Origin of the sequence: Serpens gallinarum (assembly GCF_014836765.1) — a bacterium.
Classification (GTDB): domain Bacteria; phylum Pseudomonadota; class Gammaproteobacteria; order Pseudomonadales; family Pseudomonadaceae; genus Serpens; species Serpens gallinarum.
The window spans coordinates 342,708-366,372 of the sequence record NZ_JACSQG010000002.1; the positions used below are offsets into that span (position 1 = coordinate 342,708).

20 protein-coding genes are annotated in these 23,665 nt (G+C 63.3%); 13 read left to right on the plus strand and 7 right to left on the minus strand.

Annotated elements, in window-relative coordinates; translation table 11 throughout:
• The first annotated feature begins 142 nt into the window (after positions 1–142).
• The 7 genes from hemC to H9642_RS06880 all read left to right on the plus strand — a co-directional run bounded on the left by hemC (position 143) and on the right by H9642_RS06880 (position 6,326).
• Positions 143–1,081: a hydroxymethylbilane synthase gene (hemC, locus tag H9642_RS06850; RefSeq protein WP_251835673.1), complete on the plus strand. Its 939-nt coding sequence runs from the start codon at positions 143–145 to the stop codon at positions 1,079–1,081.
• Positions 1,078–1,839 carry a uroporphyrinogen-III synthase gene (locus H9642_RS06855; protein ID WP_251835674.1) on the plus strand — a complete coding sequence of 254 codons (762 nt, stop codon included), beginning with the start codon at positions 1,078–1,080 and terminating at the stop codon, positions 1,837–1,839. The genes hemC and H9642_RS06855 overlap by 4 nt, the downstream gene beginning before the upstream one ends.
• A 16-nt stretch (positions 1,840–1,855) precedes the next feature.
• Positions 1,856–2,980, plus strand: a complete 1,125-nt coding sequence (locus tag H9642_RS06860; RefSeq protein WP_251835675.1) for a uroporphyrinogen-III C-methyltransferase — start codon at positions 1,856–1,858, stop codon at positions 2,978–2,980.
• Positions 2,977–4,200 carry a heme biosynthesis HemY N-terminal domain-containing protein gene (locus H9642_RS06865; RefSeq protein ID WP_251835676.1) on the plus strand — a complete coding sequence of 408 codons (1,224 nt, stop codon included), beginning with the start codon at positions 2,977–2,979 and terminating at the stop codon, positions 4,198–4,200. The genes H9642_RS06860 and H9642_RS06865 overlap by 4 nt, the downstream gene beginning before the upstream one ends.
• A gap of 123 nt (positions 4,201–4,323) precedes the next feature.
• Complete coding sequence (locus H9642_RS06870; RefSeq protein ID WP_251835677.1) at positions 4,324–4,815, plus strand: disulfide bond formation protein B; 492 nt, start codon at positions 4,324–4,326, stop codon at positions 4,813–4,815.
• Positions 4,816–5,072: 257 nt separating this feature from the next.
• A complete protein-coding gene (gene rsd / locus H9642_RS06875) occupies positions 5,073–5,549 on the plus strand; it encodes a sigma D regulator (protein ID WP_251835678.1) in 477 nt (158 codons plus the stop codon).
• 117 nt (positions 5,550–5,666) lie between these two features.
• A complete protein-coding gene (locus tag H9642_RS06880) occupies positions 5,667–6,326 on the plus strand; it encodes an AlgP family protein (RefSeq protein ID WP_286010240.1) in 660 nt (219 codons plus the stop codon).
• Positions 6,327–6,346: 20 nt separating this feature from the next.
• Here H9642_RS06880 and H9642_RS06885 read toward each other — a convergent pair whose 3' ends face one another.
• The gene (locus tag H9642_RS06885; RefSeq protein ID WP_251835679.1) at positions 6,347–6,829 is read right to left on the minus strand and encodes a TIGR02444 family protein; all 483 of its coding nucleotides are present in this window, start codon (positions 6,827–6,829) and stop codon (positions 6,347–6,349) included.
• Positions 6,830–7,026: 197 nt separating this feature from the next.
• Here H9642_RS06885 and H9642_RS06890 point away from each other — a divergent pair, with 197 nt between their 5' ends.
• The 4 genes from H9642_RS06890 to H9642_RS06905 all read left to right on the plus strand — a co-directional run bounded on the left by H9642_RS06890 (position 7,027) and on the right by H9642_RS06905 (position 11,054).
• A complete protein-coding gene (locus tag H9642_RS06890) occupies positions 7,027–8,934 on the plus strand; it encodes an ATP-binding cassette domain-containing protein (protein ID WP_251835680.1) in 1,908 nt (635 codons plus the stop codon).
• Positions 8,931–9,509, plus strand: a complete 579-nt coding sequence (locus H9642_RS06895; RefSeq protein ID WP_251835681.1) for a mechanosensitive ion channel family protein — start codon at positions 8,931–8,933, stop codon at positions 9,507–9,509. The genes H9642_RS06890 and H9642_RS06895 overlap by 4 nt, the downstream gene beginning before the upstream one ends.
• A 4-nt stretch (positions 9,510–9,513) precedes the next feature.
• Positions 9,514–10,275 (plus strand): TerC family protein, encoded by a 762-nt coding sequence (locus tag H9642_RS06900; protein ID WP_251835682.1) that lies wholly within the window; start codon positions 9,514–9,516, stop codon positions 10,273–10,275.
• A 152-nt stretch (positions 10,276–10,427) separates the two neighbouring features.
• The gene (locus tag H9642_RS06905; protein WP_251835683.1) at positions 10,428–11,054 is read left to right on the plus strand and encodes a LysE family transporter; all 627 of its coding nucleotides are present in this window, start codon (positions 10,428–10,430) and stop codon (positions 11,052–11,054) included.
• Positions 11,055–11,255: 201 nt separating this feature from the next.
• On the opposite strand, the gene putA is transcribed toward H9642_RS06905, so the two are convergent.
• The 4 genes from putA to H9642_RS06925 all read right to left on the minus strand — a co-directional run bounded on the left by putA (position 11,256) and on the right by H9642_RS06925 (position 19,884).
• A complete protein-coding gene (gene putA / locus H9642_RS06910; protein ID WP_251835684.1) occupies positions 11,256–15,227 on the minus strand; it encodes a trifunctional transcriptional regulator/proline dehydrogenase/L-glutamate gamma-semialdehyde dehydrogenase in 3,972 nt (1,323 codons plus the stop codon).
• A gap of 209 nt (positions 15,228–15,436) precedes the next feature.
• Positions 15,437–17,020 (minus strand): glutamate--cysteine ligase, encoded by a 1,584-nt coding sequence (gene gshA / locus H9642_RS06915; protein WP_251835685.1) that lies wholly within the window; start codon positions 17,018–17,020, stop codon positions 15,437–15,439.
• A 153-nt stretch (positions 17,021–17,173) separates the two neighbouring features.
• Complete coding sequence (locus tag H9642_RS06920) at positions 17,174–17,563, minus strand: PaaI family thioesterase (protein ID WP_251835686.1); 390 nt, start codon at positions 17,561–17,563, stop codon at positions 17,174–17,176.
• 2 nt (positions 17,564–17,565) lie between these two features.
• Entirely contained in the window at positions 17,566–19,884 is a 2,319-nt protein-coding gene (locus H9642_RS06925) for a Tex family protein (RefSeq protein WP_251835687.1), read from the minus strand.
• Positions 19,885–20,103: 219 nt separating this feature from the next.
• Between H9642_RS06925 and ompR the strand changes: the two genes are divergently transcribed.
• Positions 20,104–20,841, plus strand: a complete 738-nt coding sequence (gene ompR, locus H9642_RS06930; protein WP_251835688.1) for an osmolarity response regulator transcription factor OmpR — start codon at positions 20,104–20,106, stop codon at positions 20,839–20,841.
• A gap of 85 nt (positions 20,842–20,926) precedes the next feature.
• Entirely contained in the window at positions 20,927–22,240 is a 1,314-nt protein-coding gene (locus tag H9642_RS06935; protein ID WP_251835689.1) for an ATP-binding protein, read from the plus strand.
• 14 nt (positions 22,241–22,254) lie between these two features.
• Here H9642_RS06935 and rimK read toward each other — a convergent pair whose 3' ends face one another.
• Together rimK and rimB are read right to left on the minus strand one after the other, a co-directional pair.
• Positions 22,255–23,160 (minus strand): 30S ribosomal protein S6--L-glutamate ligase, encoded by a 906-nt coding sequence (rimK, locus tag H9642_RS06940; RefSeq protein WP_251835690.1) that lies wholly within the window; start codon positions 23,158–23,160, stop codon positions 22,255–22,257.
• Entirely contained in the window at positions 23,157–23,624 is a 468-nt protein-coding gene (gene rimB / locus H9642_RS06945; protein ID WP_443198328.1) for a retropepsin-like aspartic endopeptidase RimB, read from the minus strand. Before rimB ends, rimK begins: the two co-directional genes overlap by 4 nt.
• Between the last annotated feature and the right edge of the window lie 41 nt (positions 23,625–23,665).

Sequence of the window (23,665 nt, forward strand, 5' to 3'; positions counted from 1 at the left end):
GGCGCGGAGCCGTCGGGGGCAGCCCGCCAAGCAAGGTGCGCAACATCCGTTACGCAGGACGGCGGCGCCGCTTGATCCCCGGCAATCCAGCTGACGGCCCGAGCCTGCTATCATCGCCGCCAGTTCAACTCTGGAATTACCCATGTCTCGCGAAATCCGCATTGCCACCCGCAAGAGTGCCCTGGCCCTGTGGCAGGCCGAATACGTCAAGGCGCGCCTGGAAGCGGCCCATCCGAACCTGAAGGTCAGCCTGGTGCCCATGGTCAGCCGTGGCGACAAATTACTCGATGCGCCGTTGGCCAAAATCGGCGGCAAGGGCCTGTTCGTCAAGGAACTGGAAACCGCCCTGCTGGAGAACGAGGCCGACATCGCGGTGCATTCGATGAAGGATGTGCCCATGGACTTCCCCGAGGGGCTGGGCCTGTACTGCATCTGCGAGCGCGAAGATCCGCGTGACGCCTTCGTTTCCAATACCTACGCCGATCTCGATGCGCTGCCGGCCGGCAGTGTGGTCGGCACCTCCAGCCTGCGCCGCCAGGCGCAATTGCTGGCGCGCCGTCCGGATCTGAACATCCACTTCCTGCGCGGCAACGTCAATACTCGCCTGGCCAAGTTGGATGCCGGCGATTACGACGCGATCATTCTGGCCGCCGCCGGGCTGATCCGTCTGGGCTTCGAATCACGTATCGCCGCACGCATCGAGGTTCTCGACAGCCTGCCGGCCGGCGGCCAGGGTGCGGTGGGTATCGAGTGCCGCACCGACGACGCGGAAATCCACCAGCTGCTGACCGTGCTGCACGACCAGCCGACTGCATGGCGCGTCACTGCCGAGCGGGCATTGAATAAACACCTTAACGGTGGCTGCCAGGTGCCTATCGCCTGCTACGCCGAACTGGAAGGCGACCAGCTGTGGCTGCGCGGCCTGGTCGGCCAACCGGACGGCGGTCGCCTGCTGCGCGCCGAAGGCCGTGCCGACGTCAGCGAAGCAGAAACTCTCGGAATACGGGTCGCCGAAGCGCTGCTGGAGCAGGGCGCCGCAGGGATTCTCCAGGCGGTCTATGGCGAGGCCGGCCATCCGTGAATGAATGGCGTTTGCTGCTGACCCGGCCCGCCGAGGAATGCGCAGCCCTCGCCGCGACGCTCGCGGTGCAGGGGATTTTCAGCAGCAGCCTGCCGCTGCTGGAAATCGAGCCGCTGCAAGAAACGCCCGAACAGCGCAGTCTGTTGCTCAATCTGGACCGCTATTGTGCGGTGGTGGCGGTCAGCAAGCCTGCAGCGCGCCTGGGGTTGGAGCGTATTGATCAGTATTGGCCACAGCCGCCGATCAACCAGCACTGGTTCAGCGTCGGCGCTGCTACCGGCGGCATTCTTGCCGACTACGGCCTGCCGGTCGCCTGGCCGGAAATGGGTGATGACAGCGAGGCTCTGCTGGCACTCCCGCAACTGGCCTCGGCCCTTGCCGTCCCCAAGCCCAAGGTGTTGATTCTGCGCGGCGACGGTGGCCGAGATTTCTTTGCCGAGCGGTTGCGCAACCAAGGCGTCGAGGTGGATTTTTTGCCACTGTACCGCCGGCAACTCCCTGTATACCCGCCCGGCACGTTACGCCAGCGGGTGCTGGACGAAGCACTCAACGGCTTGGTGGTCAGCAGCGGGCAAGGCTTCGAGCACCTGCTGCAACTGGCCAGTGATGACTGGCCGGAACTGGCTCGTCTACCCTTGTTCGTGCCCAGCCCGCGGGTGGCCGACATCGCCCGTGAGGCCGGTGCCCGGACTGTTGTGGATTGCCGTGGCGCCAGCGCCCCGGCCTTGCTGGCGGCGCTGCAGCAGCCCGCCCCTTGAAGCAAAGGATGGATACGTGAGCGAAACTGACGCGCAAAGCCCTTCCCTGCCGGCTCCCGACGCTACTGTCGCGCCCTCGCCAACGCCAAGCGATCGCCGCACAGGCACAGGCCTGGCCGGTCTGGCCCTGCTGATCGCCCTGTTGGCCGCCGGTGCAGGCGGCTGGAGTGCCTGGCAGCTGCATCAGCAAAACCAGCAGCAAGACCGCCAGCAGGCCGATTGGCAACAACTGCAAGCACAGTGGCAGCGCAGTCAGGAAACCAGCGAACAACGCCTCACCCAAGCCGAGCAGCGCTTGCAGGCGCGGCTGGGCGAATTGCCCAGCGTTGCGCAACTGGATGAGCAGCGTCAGCTGCTGATGAGTGTGCAGGGCGATCAGCAGCAGCTGGCCAGTAGCCTGAACCAGCTGCTGGGTGCCAGCCGCGAAGATTGGCGCCTGGCCGAAGCCGAACACCTGCTGCGCCTGGCCATGCTGCGCCTTTCGGCACTGCAGGATGTGGCCAGCGCCACGGCGCTGGTGCAGGGAGCCGACGATATCCTGCGCGCCCAGGACGATCCGCTCGCCTTCGCGGCGCGTGGTGAGCTGATCAAGGCGCTGGAGGCGTTGCGTGCATTGCCGCAACCGGACCGCAACGGCCTGTTCCTGCAACTGGCAGCTTTGCGCGAGCAGGCCGAACGTTTGACGCGTCTGGCTCCCGAGTTTCGGCCTGATGACGCGCCGATCGCAGCCGCAGAAACGACGCAGCCTGCCTGGCAACGCTGGTGGCACACTCTTTCAAAATTCGTGCGCATCGATGTGAATGCCGACCAGAACATTCGCCCGTTGCTCGCCGGCCAAAGCTTGTCTCAGGTGCGCCTGGCACTGGCGCTGGCCCTGGAACAGGCGCAGTGGGGCGCGCTGAATGCTCGAGCACCGGTCTATAGCAGCGCGCTGGGGCAGGCAGATGATGTACTGAAAAACTATTTCGATGTCGACCACCCGGCGGTGCAGAGTCTGCGCCAGCGGATCGCGGCCTTGGCCGAACAGGCGGTAGAAGTAGAAACGCCAGAGTTGCGGCCGGCACTGCTCAGTCTGCAGGCCTATGTGCAGCAACGTCAGACCCCGCGTAATGGCGAGGCGGAGCAGGAGGCTGCGCCATGATCCGTGGCGTACTGCTGATTGCGTTGCTGGTGGTGGCGGCCAGCGTGGTCGGGTTGGGCATCGCCCGGGGCAGCGGCTATGTGCTGATCGCCTATGAAGGCTTTCGCTACGAGTCCAGCCTGTGGGTCTTTCTGGCCGCGTTGCTGGTGCTCTGGTTGGCGTTTTATCTGCTTCGGGTGCTGTTACGCGTGCTGGGTGTTTCCAGTGCGCTGGCCAATCCCTGGTCGCGTCGGCACCGCAGTCGGCGCGGCCGCAAGGCCAGCGAGCAAGGGTTGCTGGAGCTCGCCGAGGGTCGCTGGAGCCCGGCGCTCAAGCATTTGCGCCTGGCTGCCGAGCAGGACCCGCAGCCGTTGATGTATTACTTGGGCGCGGCCCGTGCGGCCAACCAGCTGGGGGACTATGAAAGCAGCGACAACCTGCTCGAACGTGCCCTGACCCGTCAGCCGCGCGCCGAACTGGCGGTGGCTCTGACCCACGCGGAGCTGCAGCAGGCGCGTGGCAACTTGCAGGGTGCCCATGACACCTTGAGCGCCATGCTTGAGCGTCACCCCCATCACCCGGAAGTCTTGCGCCGCTTGCTTGATCTGCAACGTCAGCGCGGCGATAGCGCGGCCGTGGTCGGCCTGTTGCCCGAGCTGCGCAAGCAGAAGGTGCTGGCGGACAGCGAGCTGCGCGATATCGAGCGTCAGGCCTGGCGCGCGGCCCTGCTTGACGCAAGCCTGCATGGGCATGAACAGGGCGACACGCTGCAACCGCTGCATAACACTTGGCAGCAGATGGGCCAGGCGCACCGTAACGATCCCGAGTTGTTGCTGATTTATACCGAGCAGTTGCGCCAGGCGGGCGCAGAGGCTCAGGCTGAGGAAACGCTGCGCGCTGCGTTGAAGAAACACTACGAGCCGCGCCTGGTGGAGCTGTATGGGCAGCTACGTGGCAGCGATACGGGTCGCCAATTGCAGAGCGCCGAAGCCTGGTTGAGCGAGCATGCCGAGGACCCCGTCCTGTTGCGCGCCTTGGCCCGCATGAGCTTGCATCATCAATTGTGGGGCAAGGCGCGGGATTACTACGAGGCCAGCCTGGGTTTTTCCCGTGATCCGCAAACCTGCGCCGAACTGGCCCGCCTGCTGAACCGCCTGGGCGAGACCGAGCGCAGCAATCAGCTGTTTCAAGAAGGACTGGGCTTGTTTAATTCGCGCACGCCCTTGCCCGCGCCGCGCTGAGCCTTCCGCGCGGTGGGCCCGGTGCTCGTTGCGCGGCATTTAGCAGCATGAAGTGGCAATACGCCTTGAAACACCTTGGCGCTTTCTACTACCGTAGCGCCTTTCCAGTTTTCCGGTGCCTCCATGTCCCAGGCCAGTCCGCGTTTAATGTTCCTTCTCGCCTTCGTCGCCAGCCTGTTGATCATGGGCGGCGCGCTGTATCTGGAGCATGTGGTCGGGCTCGAGCCCTGTCCGCTGTGCGTTGTGCAGCGTATTGCCGTCATCGCCTTCGGTCTGGTCTGCCTGCTGGCCGCCGTGCATGGTCCGGCTCGACTGGGGCGACGTATCTACGCTGCACTGGCATTGCTGAGCGCCGCCGGCGGTGCCGCCATTGCCGGGCGGCAGATCTGGCTGCAGGGTATACCGGCCGATGAGCTGCCGGCGTGCTTGCCCAGCCTGGATTACATGCTCGAAGCCCTACCGTTCCAGGAAACCTTGCGTCTACTCCTGCACGGCACAGCCGACTGCGCCAAGATCAGTTGGACCCTGTTCGGCATGAGCATTCCGGAGTGGAGCCTGCTGGCCTTCATCGGCATGCTGCTGTTCGCCCTGTACCAACTTCTTCGCCGCACCTGACTGGCCCGCACGCCTCCCAAATCCTGTCTTTATCGTCAAAGGGCAGGGTTTTTCGAGCCCTTGCTCTCAAACGCATGTATGAAGATTTCTCCGCCTGCCGGTTGAAACGCCGCGCGACGAAAGCCTACATTGGCTTCAAGACGTCGGCGGAAGTGCTTTATCCGTTGTCTGCCTCTTAAGTAATGCGCTTGGCGCGGCGAATCATTTCGTCGTGTGAGCGCGGCGCGAAGTCACAGACCAAAGGAAGCGAGGTCATCATGTTAGAAAGCTGCCGAAACGCCCAGGAGCGCTGGGGTGGAGTTCACCAACTGATTGATCGCTGGCTGCAAGCTCGCCATGAGCTGATCAAGGTATTTGATAGCCTGCATGCGCAAGAAGACGATGCGCAGCGTCGCCCCAAGGATCTACAAACCTTTTGCCAACACCTGCTCGACTACGTATCCACCGGACATTTTGAGGTCTACGAGCAATTGCTGCGTCAGGCCAGTGATTTCAACGACCAACGTGGCCTGGACCTGGCCAAGCAGATTTATCCCCGCATTGAAGCCATCACGGAACAGGCGGTGGCCTTCAATGACCGCTGCCCGAAAGGTCGCTGCGCCGAAGACCCTGCGTTGGCTCATGAGCTACAGCATCTTGGGCAGTTGCTGCACGAGCGGTTCGAACTGGAAGACTGCATGATCGAGGTGTTGCACAACGCCCATCGCCAAGCGGCTGAGCAGCTTAGCAGCTGACAGGTCGGCTTTTATCAGGTTGCGGGCGTGCTCGTCATACCCGCGACCTCACCTGCAGCAATTTCACCGTGAAAATGGTTCGCCTAACATAAGCCAACGCCTAAGCAGGAGCGCAGCATGGCCGCCCGCAAAAAGAATACTGTCCACACCCCGCTGCACCTGTTGCAACAACTCTCGAGCAGCTTGCTCGAACATTTGGAAGCAGCCTGTGCCCAGGCGCAGATTGATGCTGAAAAATTGCTTGCCAAGTTGGAAAAGCAACGTGGCAAGGCGCAGGAAAAACTGCACGACGCGCGACTGAAACTGGAAGACGCTGCTGCCAACGGCAAGGCCAAGGCACAGGCCAGGACGCATAAACGTATCGAGGAACTGGAGGAGCTGTTCGATTCCCTCCAGCAGCGGCAAAACGAAACCCGTGCCTATATTGCGCTACTGCAAGCCGATGCCGAGGAAAGCCTCAAGCTCGCCCAGGGCATTGGCAAGGTGAAAGAAGCTGCCACCCAGGCGCTGGCCAAGCGCGAAGCTGCCGCGACGCGCCAGACCACCGCTGCTGCGCCGCGCTCGCGTACCGCGGCGGCGCGCAAACCGGCCGGTGCGACCAGCAAGGCAAAGAGCATCGCCGCTGCCGCCACGCCTGCAATCGCGAAAAGTACCACTCCCGCCAAACCCGCCAAACCCGCCACTGCGCGCAAGCCCGCCGCCAAGCCCACCGCGTCTCGCAAGCCGGTTGCGCGCAAGGCAGCAACGGCTTCGGCAGCACCTGTTTCCGACGCATAACGCCGCCATCGGGCTGACTCCTAAGGGAGTCGGTCATGGGGTGCGCGCGCTAGGGACGCTGCGGCCTGATGCAAGCTCGCCAACGCCGCTGGATCGGCCGTCTCGCCCGCAATGGCGCGTAGCCAAACCATATCCGTCTCGCCTGCTATTGACGGCCAGGCCCTCGCGATCGCTCCCAGACGCTGCAACACCACCTGCTCGGCTTGCAATTCCAGGCGCTTGAGCTGCTCACGCAACTCGGTCAGTTGTGCATCGCCCTGGGCGGCAGATTTCCATTCTTGGCGCAGTTGGCGCAACTGAGTGGTCACCGTACGCTGCCAGGGCTCCGCTTGCTTGCGTAGCTGCTGCACGCGTGCCGCATCGCAGGCTACTCCGCGCCGGTCCAGCCAGGCGGCGCAAAGCAGCAGGCAGACATCCGCACCGCCGGCCTGCAAGCGCAGACATGCGGGCTCTACGCCAGGCTGCGCGTAAAGGCGTAGCGCGAAATCCCACAGGTCAGTCAACTCAAGCTCCTTGCGCTGCTTTTTAATGAAACTGATAGACTGCGCGGCCGCATACAAGCCACCGACAAGCGCGTGCGATGCAGCCGAGAAGCCGGTGATCGGCAACAGGCAGGCGTGTCTTCACAGCCCGGCCCAGATCCCGCACGGACTATATCGCCGCTTGCCCCAACGATGTCGATAGAGTGTGACGCCCGCCGATGATCCGACTCCAGAACCTCACCTTGCAACGTGGCCCGCAGCGCCTGCTCGAAGGGGCTGAGCTGACCCTGCATCCCGGGCAGAAAGCCGGGCTGATCGGTGCCAACGGCGCGGGCAAATCCAGCCTGTTCGCGCTGTTGCGCGGCGAGCTCAGCCCGGACGCCGGCGAATGCCAGTTACCCGCCGACTGGCGCATCGCCCACATGCGCCAGGAAGTCGATACCCTGGAGCGGCCGGCGGTGGAGTACGTACTCGACGGCGATGCCAACCTGCGCCGTATCCAGGCCGAACTGGCCCGCGCCGAGGCGGCCCACGACGGCAGTGCGCTGGGGCGTTTGCACACCGAGCTGGACAACGCCGATGGCTACAGTGCCGATGCCCGCGCGCGCAAGCTGCTGGCCGGGTTGGGCTTTGCCAACGAACAGATGGGCCGCGCAGTGGGTGACTTCTCAGGGGGTTGGCGGATGCGCCTGAACCTGGCCCAGGCCCTGATGTGCCCGTCCGACCTGCTGCTGCTGGATGAACCGACCAACCACCTGGATCTCGATGCGATCCTTTGGTTGGAAGGCTGGCTGAAAAGCTACCCCGGCACGCTGTTGCTCATTTCCCACGACCGCGACTTTCTCGATGCGGTGGTCGATCACATCGCCCACCTCGACCAGCAGACGCTGACGCTGTATCGCGGCGGCTACTCGGCCTTCGAGCGCGCCCGCGCCGAACGCCTGGCCCAGCAACAACAGGCGTATGAAAAGCAGCAGGCGCAGCGCGCGCACATGGAAGACTTCATCCGCCGCTTCAAGGCCAAGGCCAGCAAGGCCCGCCAGGCGCAAAGCCGCATCAAGGCACTGGAAAAACTCGAAGTGCTGGCGGCGGCGCATATCGATTCGCCGTTCAGCTTTCGTTTTCGCGAAGCCAATAAAGTGTCCAGCCCGTTGCTGGATCTGGCCGAAGGCCGCCTCGGCTACGGTGACAAGACGGTACTCGACAAGGTCAAGCTGCAGCTGGTCCCTGGCAGCCGGATCGGCCTGCTGGGCCCCAACGGCGCCGGCAAGTCGACGCTGGTCAAGACGCTGGCCGACGAGCTTCAGGCCTTGGGCGGTCGTCTGCAGCGCGGGGAGAATCTGGCCATAGGGTATTTCGCTCAGCACCAGCTGGGTGCCCTCGATCCCAAGGCCAGCCCGTTGCTGCACCTGCAACGCATCGCTGAGGGCGAGCGCGAGCAGGTGTTGCGTGATTTCCTCGGTGGCTTCGATTTTCGCGGTAACCGCTGCGATGAGCCCGTGCTGAATTTCTCCGGTGGCGAAAAGGCGCGTCTGGCTTTGGCCTTGATTGCCTGGGGCAAGCCGAACCTGCTGCTGCTCGACGAACCGACCAACCACCTTGACCTGGACATGCGCCTGGCGCTGACCCTGGCCTTGCAGGAATTCGAGGGCGCCGTGCTGGTGGTGTCCCACGACCGACACCTGCTCAAGAGCACCACCGATGAATTTCTGCTGGTTGCCGATGGCCGCGTGCAGGCCTTCGATGGCGACCTGGACGACTATGCGCGCTGGCTGATCGAGTACCGCCTGCGGCAGGCGCCCGCTGCGGCGCCTTCAACCGGCGACAAGACCGACAAGCGCGCCCAGCGCCAGGCCGCTGCCGCGCTGCGCCAGCAACTGGCCCCGCACAAGCGCGAAGTCGAGAAGCTCGAGAAGCAGCTGGGTGAGGTGCAGGAAAAGCTCGCTGCGCTGGAAACCCGCCTGGGTGATGGTGGTCTGTACGACGGCTCGCGCAAGGATGAGCTCAAGCAACTGCTTGCCGAGCAGACAACGCTCAAGGGGCGCGAAGCGCAATTGGAAGAACACTGGCTGGAAAAGCTCGAACTGCTTGAGAAGTTGCAGCAAGAATTGGAGAACGTCGAATGAAAGAGTGGTTGCCGCTGTGGGCACAGGAATGGTTTGGCATTCTGGTCCCTGGCCTGCAAATTTTGCTGATTCTGTTTCTGGCCTGGCTGGTGCAACGCATGTTGCGCCGTTTCATCTGGCGCATTGGCGAGCGCTATCGCCTGCCCATGGAAGTGCTGATTCCGTTGCGTGGCGTGCTCACCTGGCTGATCATGGGCAGCGCCATTCTCATGGTACTGGAGCGTCTGGGCGTTTCCGCCACCGTGCTGTGGACCGCAATTACCGGCTTCGCGGCGGTGGCTGCGGTCGCGTTCTTCGCCGCCTGGAGCGTGCTCTCCAACCTGTTTTGTGCGCTGCTGATCTTCACGGTTGGCCCTTTCCGCCTGGGCGATCGCCTGGAGCTGCTGGACGCCGCCGACAAGCCGGGGGTCAAAGGCCGTGTTGTGTCGATCAACATGCTCTATACCACTCTGGAAGACCTTTCCGAAGAGAGTGACGGCGCCCTGGTGCAGATCCCCAACACACTTTTTTTCCAGAAAGTGATGCGTCGCTGGCGCGGTACCGAACTTCCCCCACTCAGCAAGAACGAGATTTGATCGTATGGAATGGCTTACCAACCCGGAAATCTGGGTCGCCTTTTTAACCCTGACTGCCCTGGAAATCGTTCTCGGCATCGACAACATCATCTTCATTTCGATATTGGTCGCCCGCCTGCCCAAAGAGCAGCAGGCCAAGGGGCGTTTCTTCGGCCTGGCCCTGGCCATGGGCACGCGCATCCTGCTGCTGCTGTCGATCGCCTGGGTCATGCGCCTGACTTCCGATCTGTTCACCGTGTTCGAGATGGGCGTCTCCGGGCGCGACCTGATCCTGTTCTTCGGCGGGCTGTTCCTGTTGTTCAAGAGCACCCTGGAAATCTGGCACAGCGTCGAGGGTGAGGTTGAGGACGACGCAACGCCCGGTGGCGCGGCCAAGGCCGGTTTCATGAGCGTAATCCTGCAGATTGCAGTGATCGACATCATCTTCTCCCTAGACTCGGTAATCACCGCCGTGGGCATGGTGGAACATGTGCCGGTAATGGTCGCAGCCATCGTTATCGCCGTGCTGGTGATGATGCTTGCCGCAGGCACCATCAGTGACTTTATCGAGAAGCATCCCTCGCTGAAGATTCTCGCCCTGTCGTTCCTGATCGTGGTCGGCACCTTGTTGATCGCTGAATCCTTCGATGTGCATGTGCCCAAGGGTTATGTGTACTTCGCCATGGCCTTCTCACTGGGCGTCGAGGCGTTGAATATCCGCATGCGCAAGGCGATGAGGCGCACGCTCAAGGACCCGCTCAAACTGGGTAAAAACCTGCCGGACTGAGTGGTGCGGGGCGCTGCCCCACACCTATCCAGCTCCTCGCGGCCAAGGCGTCACCTGATGATTCGGATCACCGGATTGGCGGGTCGAAATCTTGGCCGCGCTGCGTTATGCAGGCGTAAACTTCGAGCCTTCATTCTCTACCGGAGCCGTTCATGAGCCTGGACACCTGGTTCGCTTTCTTTATCGCCTGCTGGGTGATCAGCCTGTCGCCCGGGGCCGGGGCCATCGCCTCGATGTCCAGCGGTCTGCACTATGGGTTTTGGCGCGGTTACTGGAATGCCATGGGATTGCAGCTGGCATTGGCGGCGCAGATCGGCATTGTGGCCGCCGGGCTGGGCGCAGTATTGGCGACCTCGGAGTTGGCGTTCGGCCTGATCAAGTGGTTTGGTGTGGCCTACTTGGTGTACCTGGGCTGGAAGCAGTGGCAAGCTCCACCCAGCGACTATGCCAGCGGCACGACGGCGCGTCCGTTGGGGCGGCCGTTGAGCTTGGTACTGCGTGGCTTTCTGGTGAATGCCAGCAACCCCAAAGCGATTGTTTTCATCCTGGCCGTGCTGCCGCAGTTTCTCGACCCCCGCCAGCCACAGCTGGTGCAGTACCTGGCCATGGCCGCAACCATGATCACCGTCGACCTGGTGGTGATGGCCGGTTACACCGGGCTGGCTGCCAAGGTGCTGCGCCTGCTGCGCTCGCCGCGCCAGCAGCGCATCCTCAATCGCAGCTTCGGTGCCTTGTTTATCGCGGCCGCCGGGCTACTGGCCACGGTGCGCCGGGCGTAGGTCGACAGGGAAGCGATGCTGCCGTTGCTGTAAGCGGCGCCGCTTGCACCAGGCGGATGGGCTGGATGCACAGCGTCACGAGCACCCCGCCGCGCAGGTGCCATGCACGGCGGGCTGACCGTGTATCCCGGAATTTTTCTCCCGACACCGTGCAACGGGCGAGGCCGCCCAATTACGTGGTGTCGGGGTTATTTCAAACTCTCATCCGATGGTCATCAGGCTGGCGTTTCCTCCCGCCGCTGCGGTGTTGACGCTTAGCGAGCGTTCGATCAACAGGCGCTCCAGGGGGACTTCAGTTTCTCCCGGATGCAAGCCCACCACGCCAATCAGCGGTCCTGTTCGGGTCGCGATCTGCTGACAGACCTTGCGCAAGTGATCGGAATCTCCGTGGTGCAGCACGGCATCGAATTCCACGCCTTGTGCCGTCCAGTCAGTCACCAGCTCAATGCGTGCCTGCACTGGCTGGGGCAGGCGGGTGCGCAGCTGCCGGCTGGCTTCGCTGTCCGGCCAGAGCGCGCGTCCGCCGACCGCCAGTACGGCAGCCAGTTGGATGAGGCGGTCGGTGTCGCTGTCGGTCAGGCACAACACCCGTTCACGCGGCAGCAGCAGGTAGCTGTTGCGTTCGCCGGTCGGACCGGACAGCACACGGCTCAGTCCGCTTTGCGAAGCGCTGGCAAAGCGTTCGGTCAGCTCGGCCAGCTCGGCGTGATCATTCTGCCGTGCCCAGGCCTGCAGTTGCGTCAGAGGTTGGCCCTGTTCGGCCTGCCACAGGTCGCGAAGTTCGGTATCGGCCGGGGTGTGCGCATCCAGACGCTGCAGGGTGCGATTCACGGCATCGTCAGGCCGGCTCGACAGCAGGCGGTGCAGATACAGCGGTCCGCCTGCCTTTGGCCCGGTGCCGGACAGCCCTTCGCCACCGAACGGCTGCACACCGACCACAGCGCCGATCATGTTGCGGTTGACGTACAGGTTGCCGGCCTGGGCCTGATCGACCACCTGGGCGATGGTCTCGTCGATGCGCGTGTGCACACCAAAGGTCAGGCCATAGCCGGTGGCGTTGATGTGCTCGATGAGTTTATCCAGCTCCTCACGACGGTAGCGCAGGACATGCAATACCGGGCCGAACACTTCTCGCTTGAGCTCGGCGAGGCTGTCCAGCTCGATCAGGGTCGGTAGCAAGAAGGTGCCGCGTTGCAGGCTTTCACCGGGCTGGCGCGCGACCTGATAGACGCTGTGGCCTTTGTCACGCATGGCCTGGATGTGTTGTTCAAGATTGCTCCTGGCCTCGGCATCGATCACCGGGCCGATGTCCACACTGAGGTTATCTGGATTACCCAGACGGTATTCGGCCATCGCGCCACGCAACATGGTCAGCACGCGTTCGGCGACATCTTCCTGTACGCAGAGTACGCGCAGCGCCGAGCAGCGCTGTCCGGCACTGTCGAAGGCGGAAATTACCACGTCGTTGACCACCTGTTCGACCAGGGCCGAGGAGTCGACGATCATTGCGTTCTGCCCGCCGGTTTCGGCGATCAGCGGCACGGGTCGGCCCTGAGCATCGAGGCGGCCGGCCAGGTTGCCGGCAATCATCCGAGCGACGTCGGTAGAGCCGGTGAAAATCACGCCCTTGACGCGCTCGTCGCGCACCAGCGCATCGCCGATCTCCTCGCCGCTGCCTGGCAGCAGTTGCAGCACGCCTGCCGGTACGCCGGCCTCGTGCAGAATGTGCACCGCCTGGGCAGCGATCAACGGGGTCTGTTCAGCCGGTTTGGCCAATACGGTGTTGCCGGCGGCCAGGGCAGCGGCAATCTGGCCGGTGAAGATCGCCAGGGGAAAGTTCCATGGGCTGATGCACACCACCGGACCCAGTGGGCGGTGGGTGTCGTTGCTGAAGTCGGCGCGCACCTGGGCGGCGTAGTAGCGCAGGAAGTCGGCGGCTTCGCGCACTTCGCCGATGGCGTTGGCAAACGTCTTGCCGGCCTCACGGACCAGCAGGCCCATCAGGGTCTGGATGTTATCTTCGAGCAGGTTGGCGGCCTGCTCCAGCACGGCAGCCCGCTCGGTCGGTGGCGTTGCCTGCCAGAGCGGCGCGGCCTGCAATGAGGCTTGCAGGGCATTGCCCACATCGCGCAGCGTGGCGTTCTGCACCTGGCCGACCTGGTCGTGGTGCTCTGCCGGGTTGATAACCGCTTCGCTGATGCTTTCTTCGACCGGGCAGCCCAGCAGCGGGCGTGCCTGCCAGCTGACATGGCTGCCGGCCAGCAGGGCGCTGGACAGCGAGCCAAGGCGATGTTCATTACTCAGGTCGATACCCTGCGAATTGACGCGCGTCTTGCCGTAGAGCTCGTGTGGCAAGGGGATACGGGGATGGGGCAGGCCTAGAGCGCCTTCGGCGTGGGCGATGGTCTCGGCGCTGGCGACCGGGTCTTCCACCAGTTCCTGGATCGAGATGGAGTGGTCGGCGATGCGGTTGACGAACGAGGTGTTGGCGCCGTTCTCCAGCAAGCGACGCACCAGGTAGGCGAGTAGCGTTTCGTGGGTGCCGACCGGTGCGTAGATGCGGCACGGGCGATTCAGCTTGTCGTCGGCGGTTTTACCGACCACCTGCTCATAAAGCGGCTCGCCCATGCCGTGCAGGCACTGGAACTCGTATTGGCCGGGGTAGTAATTCTGCCCGGCCAGTTGGTAGATGGTGGCCAGGGTTTGCGCGTTGTGGGTGGCGAACTGCGGGAAGATCGCATCCGGCACCGCCAGTAGTTTGCGTGCGCAAGCGATGTAGGACAGGTCGGTGTACAGCTTGCGGGTAAACACCGGGTAACCTTCCAGACCGTCGAGCTGGGCGCGTTTGATTTCGCTGTCCCAATAGGCGCCCTTGACCAGGCGGATCATCAACCGGTGGCCACTGCGTCGGGCCAGGTCGATCAGGTAGTCGACCACGTAGGGGCAGCGCTTCTGGTAGGCCTGGATGACGAAGCCGATGCCGTTCCAGCCCTTGAGCGAGGGTTCGTGGCACAGGCGTTCGAGCAGGTCGAGGGAAATTTCTAGGCGGTCGGCTTCCTCGGCGTCGATGTTGATGCCCACATCGTACTGGCGGGCCAGTTGGGTCAGGCTCAGCAGGCGTGGGTACAGCTCGTCGAGCATGCGCTCGTACTGCGCGCGGCTGTAGCGTGGGTGCAGCGCGGAGAGCTTGATGGAGATGCCGGGCCCTTCGTAGATGCCGCGTCCGTGGGACGCCTTGCCGATGGCATGGATGGCTTGCTCGTAGGAGATCAAATAGCGCTGCGCGTCCTCCTCGGTCAGCGCCGCCTCGCCGAGCATGTCATAGGAATAGCGAAAGCCCTTGGCTTCCAATTTGGCGGCATTGGCCAGCGCCTCGCCGATGGTTTCGCCGGTGACGAACTGCTCGCCCATCATGCGCATAGCCATGTCCACGCCTTTGCGAATCAGCGGTTCGCCGCCCTTGCCGATCAGTCGGTTGAGGGAGCTGGATAGCCCGGTTTCCGTATGGGTGGCCACCAGCCGGCCCGTAAACAGCAATCCCCACGAGGCAGCATTGACGAACATCGACGGGCTCTGACCCAGGTGCTGCTGCCAATTGCCGGTGCTGATCTTGTCGCGGATCAGTGCATCACGGGTGCCCCGGTCAGGAATGCGCAGCAAGGCTTCGGCCAGGCACATCAGTGCCACGCCTTCCTGGGATGACAGCGAAAACTCCTGCAACAGCCCCTGCACCAGCCCGGCTCGGCCGATGGTGGTTTTCTGGTTGCGCAGGTTTTCGGTCAGGCGGTAGGCCAGCTTGTTGGCCGCGGCGGCAGTTTCCGCCGGCAGGCGGGCTTGCTCCAGCAGCATCGGCACCACTTCCGGCTCGGGACGCCGGTAGGCAGCAGTGATCGCCGCGCGTAGCACCGACTGCGGCAGAATGCTTTGGGCAAATTCGATGAACGGCTGATGGACGGGTTCGTCCAGCAGTTCATCGTCGGCAGCCTCTTGAGTCGGGCTGCTTGCATGCCCCGCTAATTCGTTCGGCCGAGTGCCGCTTTCCAGATGTTCCAGATAGCTATAGATCGCCTGCTTGATCAGCCAGTGCGGGGTGCGGTCGAGTTGCTGGGCAGCGTTTTTCAGGCGCTCTCGGGTGGTTTCGTCGAGCTTCACACCCAGGGTGGTGGTCGCCATTGATGCAGTCCTCTGCCGATACGGATCGTGTACAGATACTGAATAAGACTAGGGTCTGTTCCCGTTTCGCGCACGGCCGCGAGGGACCTGAGCAGGTGAGACCGCGAGGAAGTTTTGCAGTGTTTCGGGTGCAAGCCAGCGGCCGAGGGGGTGACTCAGGACTCGCCGGGTAAATCGCGTTGCACGATCCCCCGGCAGTCCTGCGGCTGTCAGACCGCCAGGTTCAGCAGGCTCGCCTGGTAGGCGGCGACGTAGGCGTCAAAATCGTTGTCGTTCTCACGCTCAAGCTGCGCCTGTTCGTCCAGCGAACGGCGGGCCAGCGCTTCGAATTGCTGCTGTTCGCTGGCCTCCAGCGGGTGCGCGCGAAAATAGCGGGCATGCTCACGGCTCTGGCGCAGAGCGAACGCCGTGTACGATTCACCGCGTTCGCGCAAGCTGGCAAGTACCTGAGCGGAGGGCGTGAGTTCAACGTTATCGACCTTGGCGCGTTGGGCCTGCAAGGCAGCCTGGTGGACCGGCTCGCCATGGGCCTGGTCAAGCAGCCTGGCGACAGGCTCCAAAGCATCGAGCAGTTCGGCAGCCCAGCGGGTCAGCGGCACCTGTTCCTCGCCGCGCTGCAGGTGCAGCTGCGGACGGCGGCCTTCTTTGACGGTTTTCAGGAAGTTGCTTGTGCAGCGCTGGCATTCGCCATCGGCCAGCAGCGGGCTGTCCTGCAATGCGCAGTAGAGCAGGAAGGTATCCAGGAAACGGGCCTCAGTGAGATCGATCCCCAGCGCCAGGAAGGGATTGATGTCCAGGCAGCGCACCTCGACGTACTGAATGCCACGGGCCAACAAGGCTTGCAGTGGGCGCTCGCCGCTGCGCGCGACGCGCTTAGGACGAATGTTCGAGTAATACTCGTTTTCGATCTGCAGCACATTGGTATTCAGCTGCAGCCATTCGCCGTTCTGTTTAGTGCCAATGGCCTCGTAGGCCGGGTACGGCGTGGACACCGCCGTGCGCAGGCTTTCGGTGTAGCTGGACAGGTCGTTGTAGCAGGGCGTCAGACTGGCCTGGGCATTGCTCTGGTAGCCCAGGTCGCTCATGCGCAGGCTGGTGGCCCACGGCAGGTACAGGGTGTCGGCATCCAGTTGCTGCAACTGGTGCGAACGGCCGCGCAGGAAGCTGGCATCCAGCGCAGGAGACGCTCCGAACAGGTACATCAGCAACCAGCTGTAGCGGCGGAAATTACGAATCAGGCCGATATAACGCGCCGACTGATAATCCTGGTCGCTGCGGCTGTCGCCCTCGACAGCCTTGAGCAGGGGCCACAGGGCTTCCGGCAGGGAGAAATTGTAATGAATGCCGGCGATGCACTGCATGGTCTTGCCGTACCGCACAGCCAGGCCCTTGCGGTACACGTACTTGAGTTGGCCGACATGGGAACTGCCGTAACGCGCGATGGGAATGTCCGCTTCGTCCGGCAACGGACCGGGCATCGACGGGCTCCACAGCAGCTCATCGCCGAGCTGGCTGCTGGTGAAGCGATGGATCGTTTCCAGTTCCTGCAGCGTGTCTGCCGGGTCATTGGCGGTGCCGGTGATGAACTCCAGCAGGGCTTCGGAATAATCCGTGGTGATCTGCGCGTGGGTCAGTGCAGAACCCAGGGCCGCAGGGTGCGGGGTCTGTGCCAGGTGCCCGCGGGTATCGACGCGCAGGCCTTCACGCTCAATGCCGTGCAAGGTCTGGGTGAGCAGTGGAAGGTGGACGGGCTCGCCGAGCAAGGCCAGGCGGCGGGTGAGAAGATCGCTCAAGTTCAGAATTCCTACGCGCGTGAGTCGCCCCAATATGGGGTTGGACAACACGGACTACAAGGGGGATGCAGGCTACAGCCTAACAGGCGAGCCGGGTGGCCTGCCTGGTTCAGGATCAAGAACAGCCTTCCCGCGTTACGCGAGGGGCCGCTTTTATAGACAGGCAAATGTTGATTGCGCCTTGGCCACCAGTTTTTCACCCTGGTGCACTTCCGCTTCGATCACCTGCGTGCGTCGGCCGGCATGTACCACCCAGGCGCGGCAGAGAATATCGCCGTCGGAGACGGGGCGGATGTAGTTGATCTTGCACTCCAGCGTCACGCTGCCTGGGGCGCCGTCGAACAGACTGTGGCTGGCCTGGCCCATGGCCGTGTCGATCAGCGAAAACAGTGCGCCGCCGTGCAGCTTGCCATGCAGGTTGCGCAGGCCGTCATGCATGCTCAGGCGCAGCAGCGCCTCGCCCTTTTCCGCTTTGATGATTTCCAGGCCGAGCAGGCGCCCGAAGGCGCTGCTTTTACCGATGGCTTCTTCTTGCACGTTCACGATTACTTCCTCAGGCTCTTGGCATTGGCGAACAGCGCGGCCATGCCGGGGTTGGCCGGTGCGGGTTTGTCCTGGCTGGAGTGACGCTCGCTGCGCGGCGAGTTGCCGCGTGGCTTGCCGCCGCCACTGCGTGCGCCTTCCGCCTTCTCGCCAGGCGTGTCGGACATGCGCATGGACAGGCCGACGCGGGCGCGCGGGATGTCCACTTCCATGACCTTGACCTTGACGATGTCACCGGCCTTGACCACCTCATAGGGGTCTTTGACGAACTTCTCCGACAGCGCGCTGATGTGCACCAGGCCGTCCTGATGCACGCCGATGTCGACGAAGGCGCCGAAGTTGGTGACGTTGGTCACCACGCCTTCCAGCACCATGCCCGGCACCAGGTCCTTGAGCGTCTCGACGCCGTCCTGGAATTCGGCGGTCTTGAACTCCGGGCGCGGGTCGCGGCCGGGCTTGTCCAATTCCTTGAGGATGTCGGTCACCGTCGGCAGGCCGAAGGTTTCGTCCGTGAATTTGGCGGGGTCAAGCTTCTTCAGGAAGCTCGAATCGCCGATCAGCGTGCGGATATCGCGGCCGGTGTCGGCGGCTATGCGGGTCACCAGCGGGTAGGTTTCCGGGTGCACGGCCGAGGCATCCAGCGGGTTATCGCCGTTCATCACGCGCAAGAAGCCGGCGGCAAGCTCGAAGGTCTTATCGCCCAGACGCGGCACCTTTTTCAGCTCGGCGCGGGATTTGAAAGCGCCATTAGCGTCGCGGTACTGGACAATGTTGTTGGCCAGGGTCGCGTTGAGGCCGGAAATGCGTGCCAGCAACGCGGCCGAGGCGGTGTTCACATCAACGCCCACGGCGTTCACGCAGTCTTCAACGACCGCGTCCAGCGAGCGCGCCAGTTTGAGTTGCGACACGTCGTGCTGATATTGGCCGACGCCGATGGCTTTCGGCTCGATTTTCACCAGCTCGGCCAGTGGGTCCTGCAGGCGGCGGGCGATGGACACTGCGCCGCGCAGGGACACATCCAGCTCGGGGAATTCGCGAGCGGCCAGTTCGGAGGCCGAATACACCGAGGCGCCGGCCTCGCTGACCATCACCTTGGTGAGTTTCAGGCTCGACAGTTTCTTGATCAGCTCGCCGGCCAGCTTGTCGGTTTCCCGGCTGGCGGTGCCGTTGCCGATCGAGATCAGGTCGACGTTGTGCTGGGCGCACAGCTTGGCCAGGATCGCCAAAGTGCCGTCCCAGTCGTTACGGGGTGCGTGCGGGTAGACGGTGGCGGTGTCCAGCACCTTGCCGGTGGCATCCACCACGGCGACCTTGCAACCGGTGCGCAGGCCGGGGTCGAGCGCCAGGGTGGCGCGGGGGCCGGCCGGCGCGGCGAGCAGCAAATCGTGCAGGTTGCGGGCGAACACACTGATCGCCTCGTCTTCGGCGGCTTCGCGCAACTCGCCGAGCAGGTCGGTTTCCAGGTGCGTGTAGAGCTTCACCTTCCAGGTCCAGCGCACTACTTCGCCCAGCCACTTGTCAGCGGCGCGGCCTTGGTTGGCAATGCCGAAGCGCTCACCAATCATCACTTCGCCCGGATGCATGGTGCCCGGCGCTTCGTCGCCAACCTTGAGGCTGACGCTGAGCACGCCTTCGTTACGGCCGCGGAAAATCGCCAGGGCGCGGTGCGAGGGGGTGTTCTTGAGCACTTCATCGTGCTCGAAATAGTCGCTGAACTTGGCACCTTCGGCTTCTTTGCCGGCCACCAGACGCGCGCTGAGCGTGGCGTTGTCCTTCATGAAACCGCGCAACTTGGCGAGCAGGTCGGCGTCTTCGGCGAAGCGCTCCATGAGGATGTATTTCGCGCCTTCGAGCACAGCCTTGACGTCGGCAAAGCCCTTTTCCGTATCGACGAAACGTTCGGCTTCGCTCTCGGGATTCAGCGTCGGGTCGCCGAACAGCGCGTCGGCCAGGTCGCCAAGGCCGGCTTCCAGGGCAATCTGACCCTTGGTGCGACGCTTCTGCTTGTAGGGCAGGTAGAGGTCTTCGAGGCGGGTCTTGGTGTCGGCCAGGTTGATCTCACGGGCCAGTTCCGGCGTCAGCTTGCCCTGCTCCTCGATGCTGGCCAGGATCGCCGCGCGGCGCTCGTCCAGTTCACGCAGGTAGCGCAGGCGCTCTTCCAGCGTGCGCAGTTGGGTATCGTCCAGGCTGCCGGTGACTTCCTTGCGGTAGCGGGCAATGAAAGGCACGGTGGAACCTTCGTCGAGCAGCGCCACGGCGGCGGCCACCTGCTGGGGGCGCACGCCCAGTTCGTTGGCGATGCGGGAATTGATGCTGTCCATGTGGTTACCTGGGTCAGTCGAGCCATGCAGGCCGAGCCTGCGCGAAAGGGCGGGATTAAAGCAGCGCCAGGCGGCCAGCGGCAAGCTTCACGTACCGCGGGTAACGCTTGGCGGTCGCATTGGCGCAGGGCGTTGGCCGAAAAATCTGCTAACAATGCCTGGCAGTGTATAAAAGGTCGCTGCGCGATAATGCGCGACATCATTTTTCGGGGAGTTTCCATGACCAGCAGTGCATCACTCAGCGAAGGCGAAAAGATCCTGGTGGTCGACGACGATGCTCGCCTGCGGCGCTTGCTTGAGCGTTTCCTCGATGAGCAGGGCTACCGGGTGCGTACCGTGGAAAACGTCGAGCAGATGGACCGTCTGCTGGCCCGCGAACTGTTCAACCTGGTGGTGCTCGACTTGATGCTGCCTGGGGAGGATGGCCTGTCCGCTTGCCGCCGGCTGCGCGAGGGTAATAACCAGGTGCCGATCATCATGCTCACCGCCAAGGGCGACGAGGGCAGCCGGATCCAGGGCCTGGAAGGAGGCGCCGACGATTACCTGGCCAAGCCGTTCAATCCTCGCGAACTGCTGGCGCGCATCAAGGCGGTGCTGCGTCGTCAGGCGCCCCTGGTACCCGGCGCGCCGGGTAGCGAGGACGAAACGGTGAGTTTTGGCGACTATGAGCTGTCCCTGGCGACCCGTGAGCTGAAAAAGGGCGATCAGGTACAGATGCTCACCACCGGTGAGTTCGCCGTGCTCAAGGCGCTGGTCCAGCATGCCCGCGAGCCGTTGACCCGCGACAAGCTGATGAACCTGGCCCGCGGCCGCGAATGGGACGCCCTGGAGCGCTCCATCGATGTGCAGATCTCGCGCCTGCGCCGATTGATCGAGCCGGACCCGTCCAAGCCGCGCTACATCCAGACGGTGTGGGGCGTGGGTTATGTGTTCGTACCGGATGGGAATAAGGGCTGAAGGCCGATAAAGCGCTTAAAGCTGGAGGCTTTACGCTTTTTCGTCCAGCTTTTCAGCCTCCAGCGCTTTATTTCGGCTTTTAATTATGAAGACCCCGTTCTGGTTCCCGCAAAGCTTCTTCGCCCGCACCTTGTGGATGGTGCTCATCGTCGTGCTGTTCTCCAAGGTGCTGACCCTGGTGTACCTGATGATGAACGAGGACGTGCTGTTCGATCGTCAATACAGTCACGGCGCAGCACTCACCGTGCGCGCCTATTGGGCGGCGCCCGAAGAAGACCGTCCGCGCATTGCCGAGGCGGCCGGGCTGCGCGTCGAGGCGCGCGAGCGGGTGCCTTCGGGTGAGTACCACTGGCCCTACAGCGATATCTTCGCCCGGCAGATGCAGGATGAACTGGGGCCGGAAACCGAGGTGCGCCTGCGCGCACTGAATTCCCCCGCGCTGTGGGTATATGCGCCGAGCCTTGGCGATGACTGGCTGCGTGTACCAATGTACCCCTACCCCTTGCGCGGCCAGCGCATCTGGAGCGTGCTCGGCTGGTTCCTCGGCATTGGTTTGCTGTCCACCGCGGCGGCCTGGATTTTCGTGCGCATGCTCAATGCGCCGCTCAATCGCCTGGTTCTGGCTACACGGCAACTGGGCCTGGGGCGCAGCGTGCGCCTGCCGGTGAGCCAGACCCCGAGCGAACTGACGGAAGTTTACGGGGCCTTCAACCAGATGGCCGAGGACGTCGAACAGGCAGCGCGCGAGCGCGAGCTGATGCTGGCCGGCGTGTCCCATGACCTGCGCACGCCGCTGACGCGCTTGCGCCTGTCCCTTGAGCTGCTGCCCAGCGATGCCGAGCTGACCGAGGACATGATCCGCGACATTGAGGACATGGATGCAATTCTCGATCAGTTCCTGGCGTTCATCCGCGATGGCCGCGACGAGCCGGTGGAGGCCCTGGACCTCGGCGCATTGGTGCGGGACGTGGCGGTGCCGTACAACCAGCAGCACGAGCGGGTATTTCTGCATCTCGAGAACATTCCGCCAATGCCCTTGCGGCGCATCTCGATCAAGCGCCTGCTGGTGAATCTGATCGAAAATGCCCTGCGCTATGGCGGTGGCGAGGTCGAGGTGGCTGCCAGCGTGGCCGGTGATCAGGGCGCGCCTTATGTGGTGCTCAGCGTGCTGGATCGGGGCGCCGGGTTGGCGGAGTCGGAGCTGCAGGAAATCTTCAATCCCTTTATCCGTGGCGATCGTGCCCGTGGCGGTACCGGCACCGGGCTGGGCCTGGCAATCGTCAAGCGCATCGCGGCGCTGCATGGCGGCAGCGTCGAGTTGCGCAACCGCGAGGGCGGCGGCCTGGAAGCGCGTGTCTGCTTGCCGCTGGGGCTGTTGTTGCCGCGAGACGCGGCCTAACCGTAAAGGTTGAATTAACCCTTGCCGCGGGTGCGCGTCAGGCCATGGGCGGCGTTCTTTTCCAAATACTCAATGATCAGAATGGCCACATCCTTGCCGGTGGTGGTTTCGATGCCTTCCAGGCCGGGTGAGGAATTGACTTCCATGACCAGTGGGCCGTGATTGGAGCGCAGGATATCCACCCCGGCGACATTCAGGCCCATGACTCGGGCGGCGCGCAAGGCGGTCATGCGCTCCTCGGGGGTGATCTTGATCAGGCTGGCAGAGCCTCCGCGATGCAAGTTGGAGCGGAACTCGCCAGGCTTGGCCTGGCGCTTCATCGCCGCAATCACCTTATCGCCGACCACAAAACAGCGGATGTCGGCGCCGCCGGCTTCCTTGATGTATTCCTGCACCATGATGTCCTGCTTGAGGCCCATGAACGCCTCGATCACCGATTCGGCGGCCTTCTCCGTTTCGCACAAAACTACGCCGATACCCTGAGTACCTTCCAGCACCTTGATCACCAGCGGCGCGCCGCTGACCATCTGGATCAGGTCGGGCACATCGTCCGGAGAGTGGGCAAAGCCGGTGACCGGCAGGCCGATGCCCTTGCGCGACAACAGCTGCAGCGAGCGCAGCTTGTCCCGCGAACGGCTGATCGCCACCGATTCGTTGAGCGGAAACACCCCCATCATTTCGAACTGGCGCAACACCGCGCAGCCGTAAAAGGTCACCGAGGCGCCAATACGCGGAATCACCGCATCGAAGCCTTCCAGCGGCTTGCCGCGATAATGGATCTGCGGCTTGTGGCTGGCGATATTCATATAGGCGCGCAGGGTATCGATCACTACCACTTCGTGGCCGCGTTGCTGACCGGCCTCAACCAGGCGGCGAGTGGAGTACAGGCGCGGGTTGCGCGACAGAATGGCGATCTTCATGATTCACCTTCAAGGTTGGCGAGCACGGGTTTGTCCTGGATATAGGAAAGAGCCGGATTGACGACCAATTGACCGTCGATCAGCGCCTTGGCGCCGAGCAATACCCGGTACCGCATGGCCTTGCGGCAGGTCAGGGTGAAGTTCACCGGCCAGGTGCGATCACCCAGCGTCAAATCAGTTCGGATCATGTAACGCAGCTGGGTCAGGCCGTTGGAACTCTTGATTTTTTTCACCGCGACCAAGGGTGCTTCGCACCGCCGACGGCGCTGCATGAGCGCGCCCAGATGGGCGGTGAAGCGAACCCAGTCCTCGCCTTCGTGCTGGAACGGCTCAATATCGCTGGCGTGGAGGGCGGAGGTTCCGGCGCCCGTGTCGATTTTGGCACGCAGGCCGCTCAACCCCAGTTCGGGCAAGGCAATCCACTCGCGCAGGCCGATCGCGCTCAGGTCGTCAAAGGTTTTCAAGGCGGGCGCTCCCCGAATGTGGGCTTTCCCCGTTATAGGTG

Bases quoted from the DNA above. Each gene is read 5' to 3' on its own strand.
- hemC (WP_251835673.1), top strand. From the start codon at position 143: ATGTCTCGCGAAATCCGCATTGCCACCCGCAAGAGTGCCCTGGCCCTG.
- H9642_RS06865 (WP_251835676.1), top strand. From the start codon at position 2,977: ATGATCCGTGGCGTACTGCTGATTGCGTTGCTGGTGGTGGCGGCCAGC.
- H9642_RS06870 (WP_251835677.1), top strand. From the start codon at position 4,324: ATGTCCCAGGCCAGTCCGCGTTTAATGTTCCTTCTCGCCTTCGTCGCC.
- rsd (WP_251835678.1), top strand. From the start codon at position 5,073: ATGTTAGAAAGCTGCCGAAACGCCCAGGAGCGCTGGGGTGGAGTTCAC.
- H9642_RS06880 (WP_286010240.1), top strand. From the start codon at position 5,667: ATGGCCGCCCGCAAAAAGAATACTGTCCACACCCCGCTGCACCTGTTG.
- H9642_RS06890 (WP_251835680.1), top strand. From the start codon at position 7,027: ATGATCCGACTCCAGAACCTCACCTTGCAACGTGGCCCGCAGCGCCTG.
- H9642_RS06895 (WP_251835681.1), top strand. From the start codon at position 8,931: ATGAAAGAGTGGTTGCCGCTGTGGGCACAGGAATGGTTTGGCATTCTG.
- H9642_RS06900 (WP_251835682.1), top strand. From the start codon at position 9,514: ATGGAATGGCTTACCAACCCGGAAATCTGGGTCGCCTTTTTAACCCTG.
- H9642_RS06905 (WP_251835683.1), top strand. From the start codon at position 10,428: ATGAGCCTGGACACCTGGTTCGCTTTCTTTATCGCCTGCTGGGTGATC.
- putA (WP_251835684.1), bottom strand. From the start codon at position 15,227: ATGGCGACCACCACCCTGGGTGTGAAGCTCGACGAAACCACCCGAGAG.
- H9642_RS06925 (WP_251835687.1), bottom strand. From the start codon at position 19,884: ATGGACAGCATCAATTCCCGCATCGCCAACGAACTGGGCGTGCGCCCC.
- ompR (WP_251835688.1), top strand. From the start codon at position 20,104: ATGACCAGCAGTGCATCACTCAGCGAAGGCGAAAAGATCCTGGTGGTC.
- H9642_RS06935 (WP_251835689.1), top strand. From the start codon at position 20,927: ATGAAGACCCCGTTCTGGTTCCCGCAAAGCTTCTTCGCCCGCACCTTG.
- rimK (WP_251835690.1), bottom strand. From the start codon at position 23,160: ATGAAGATCGCCATTCTGTCGCGCAACCCGCGCCTGTACTCCACTCGC.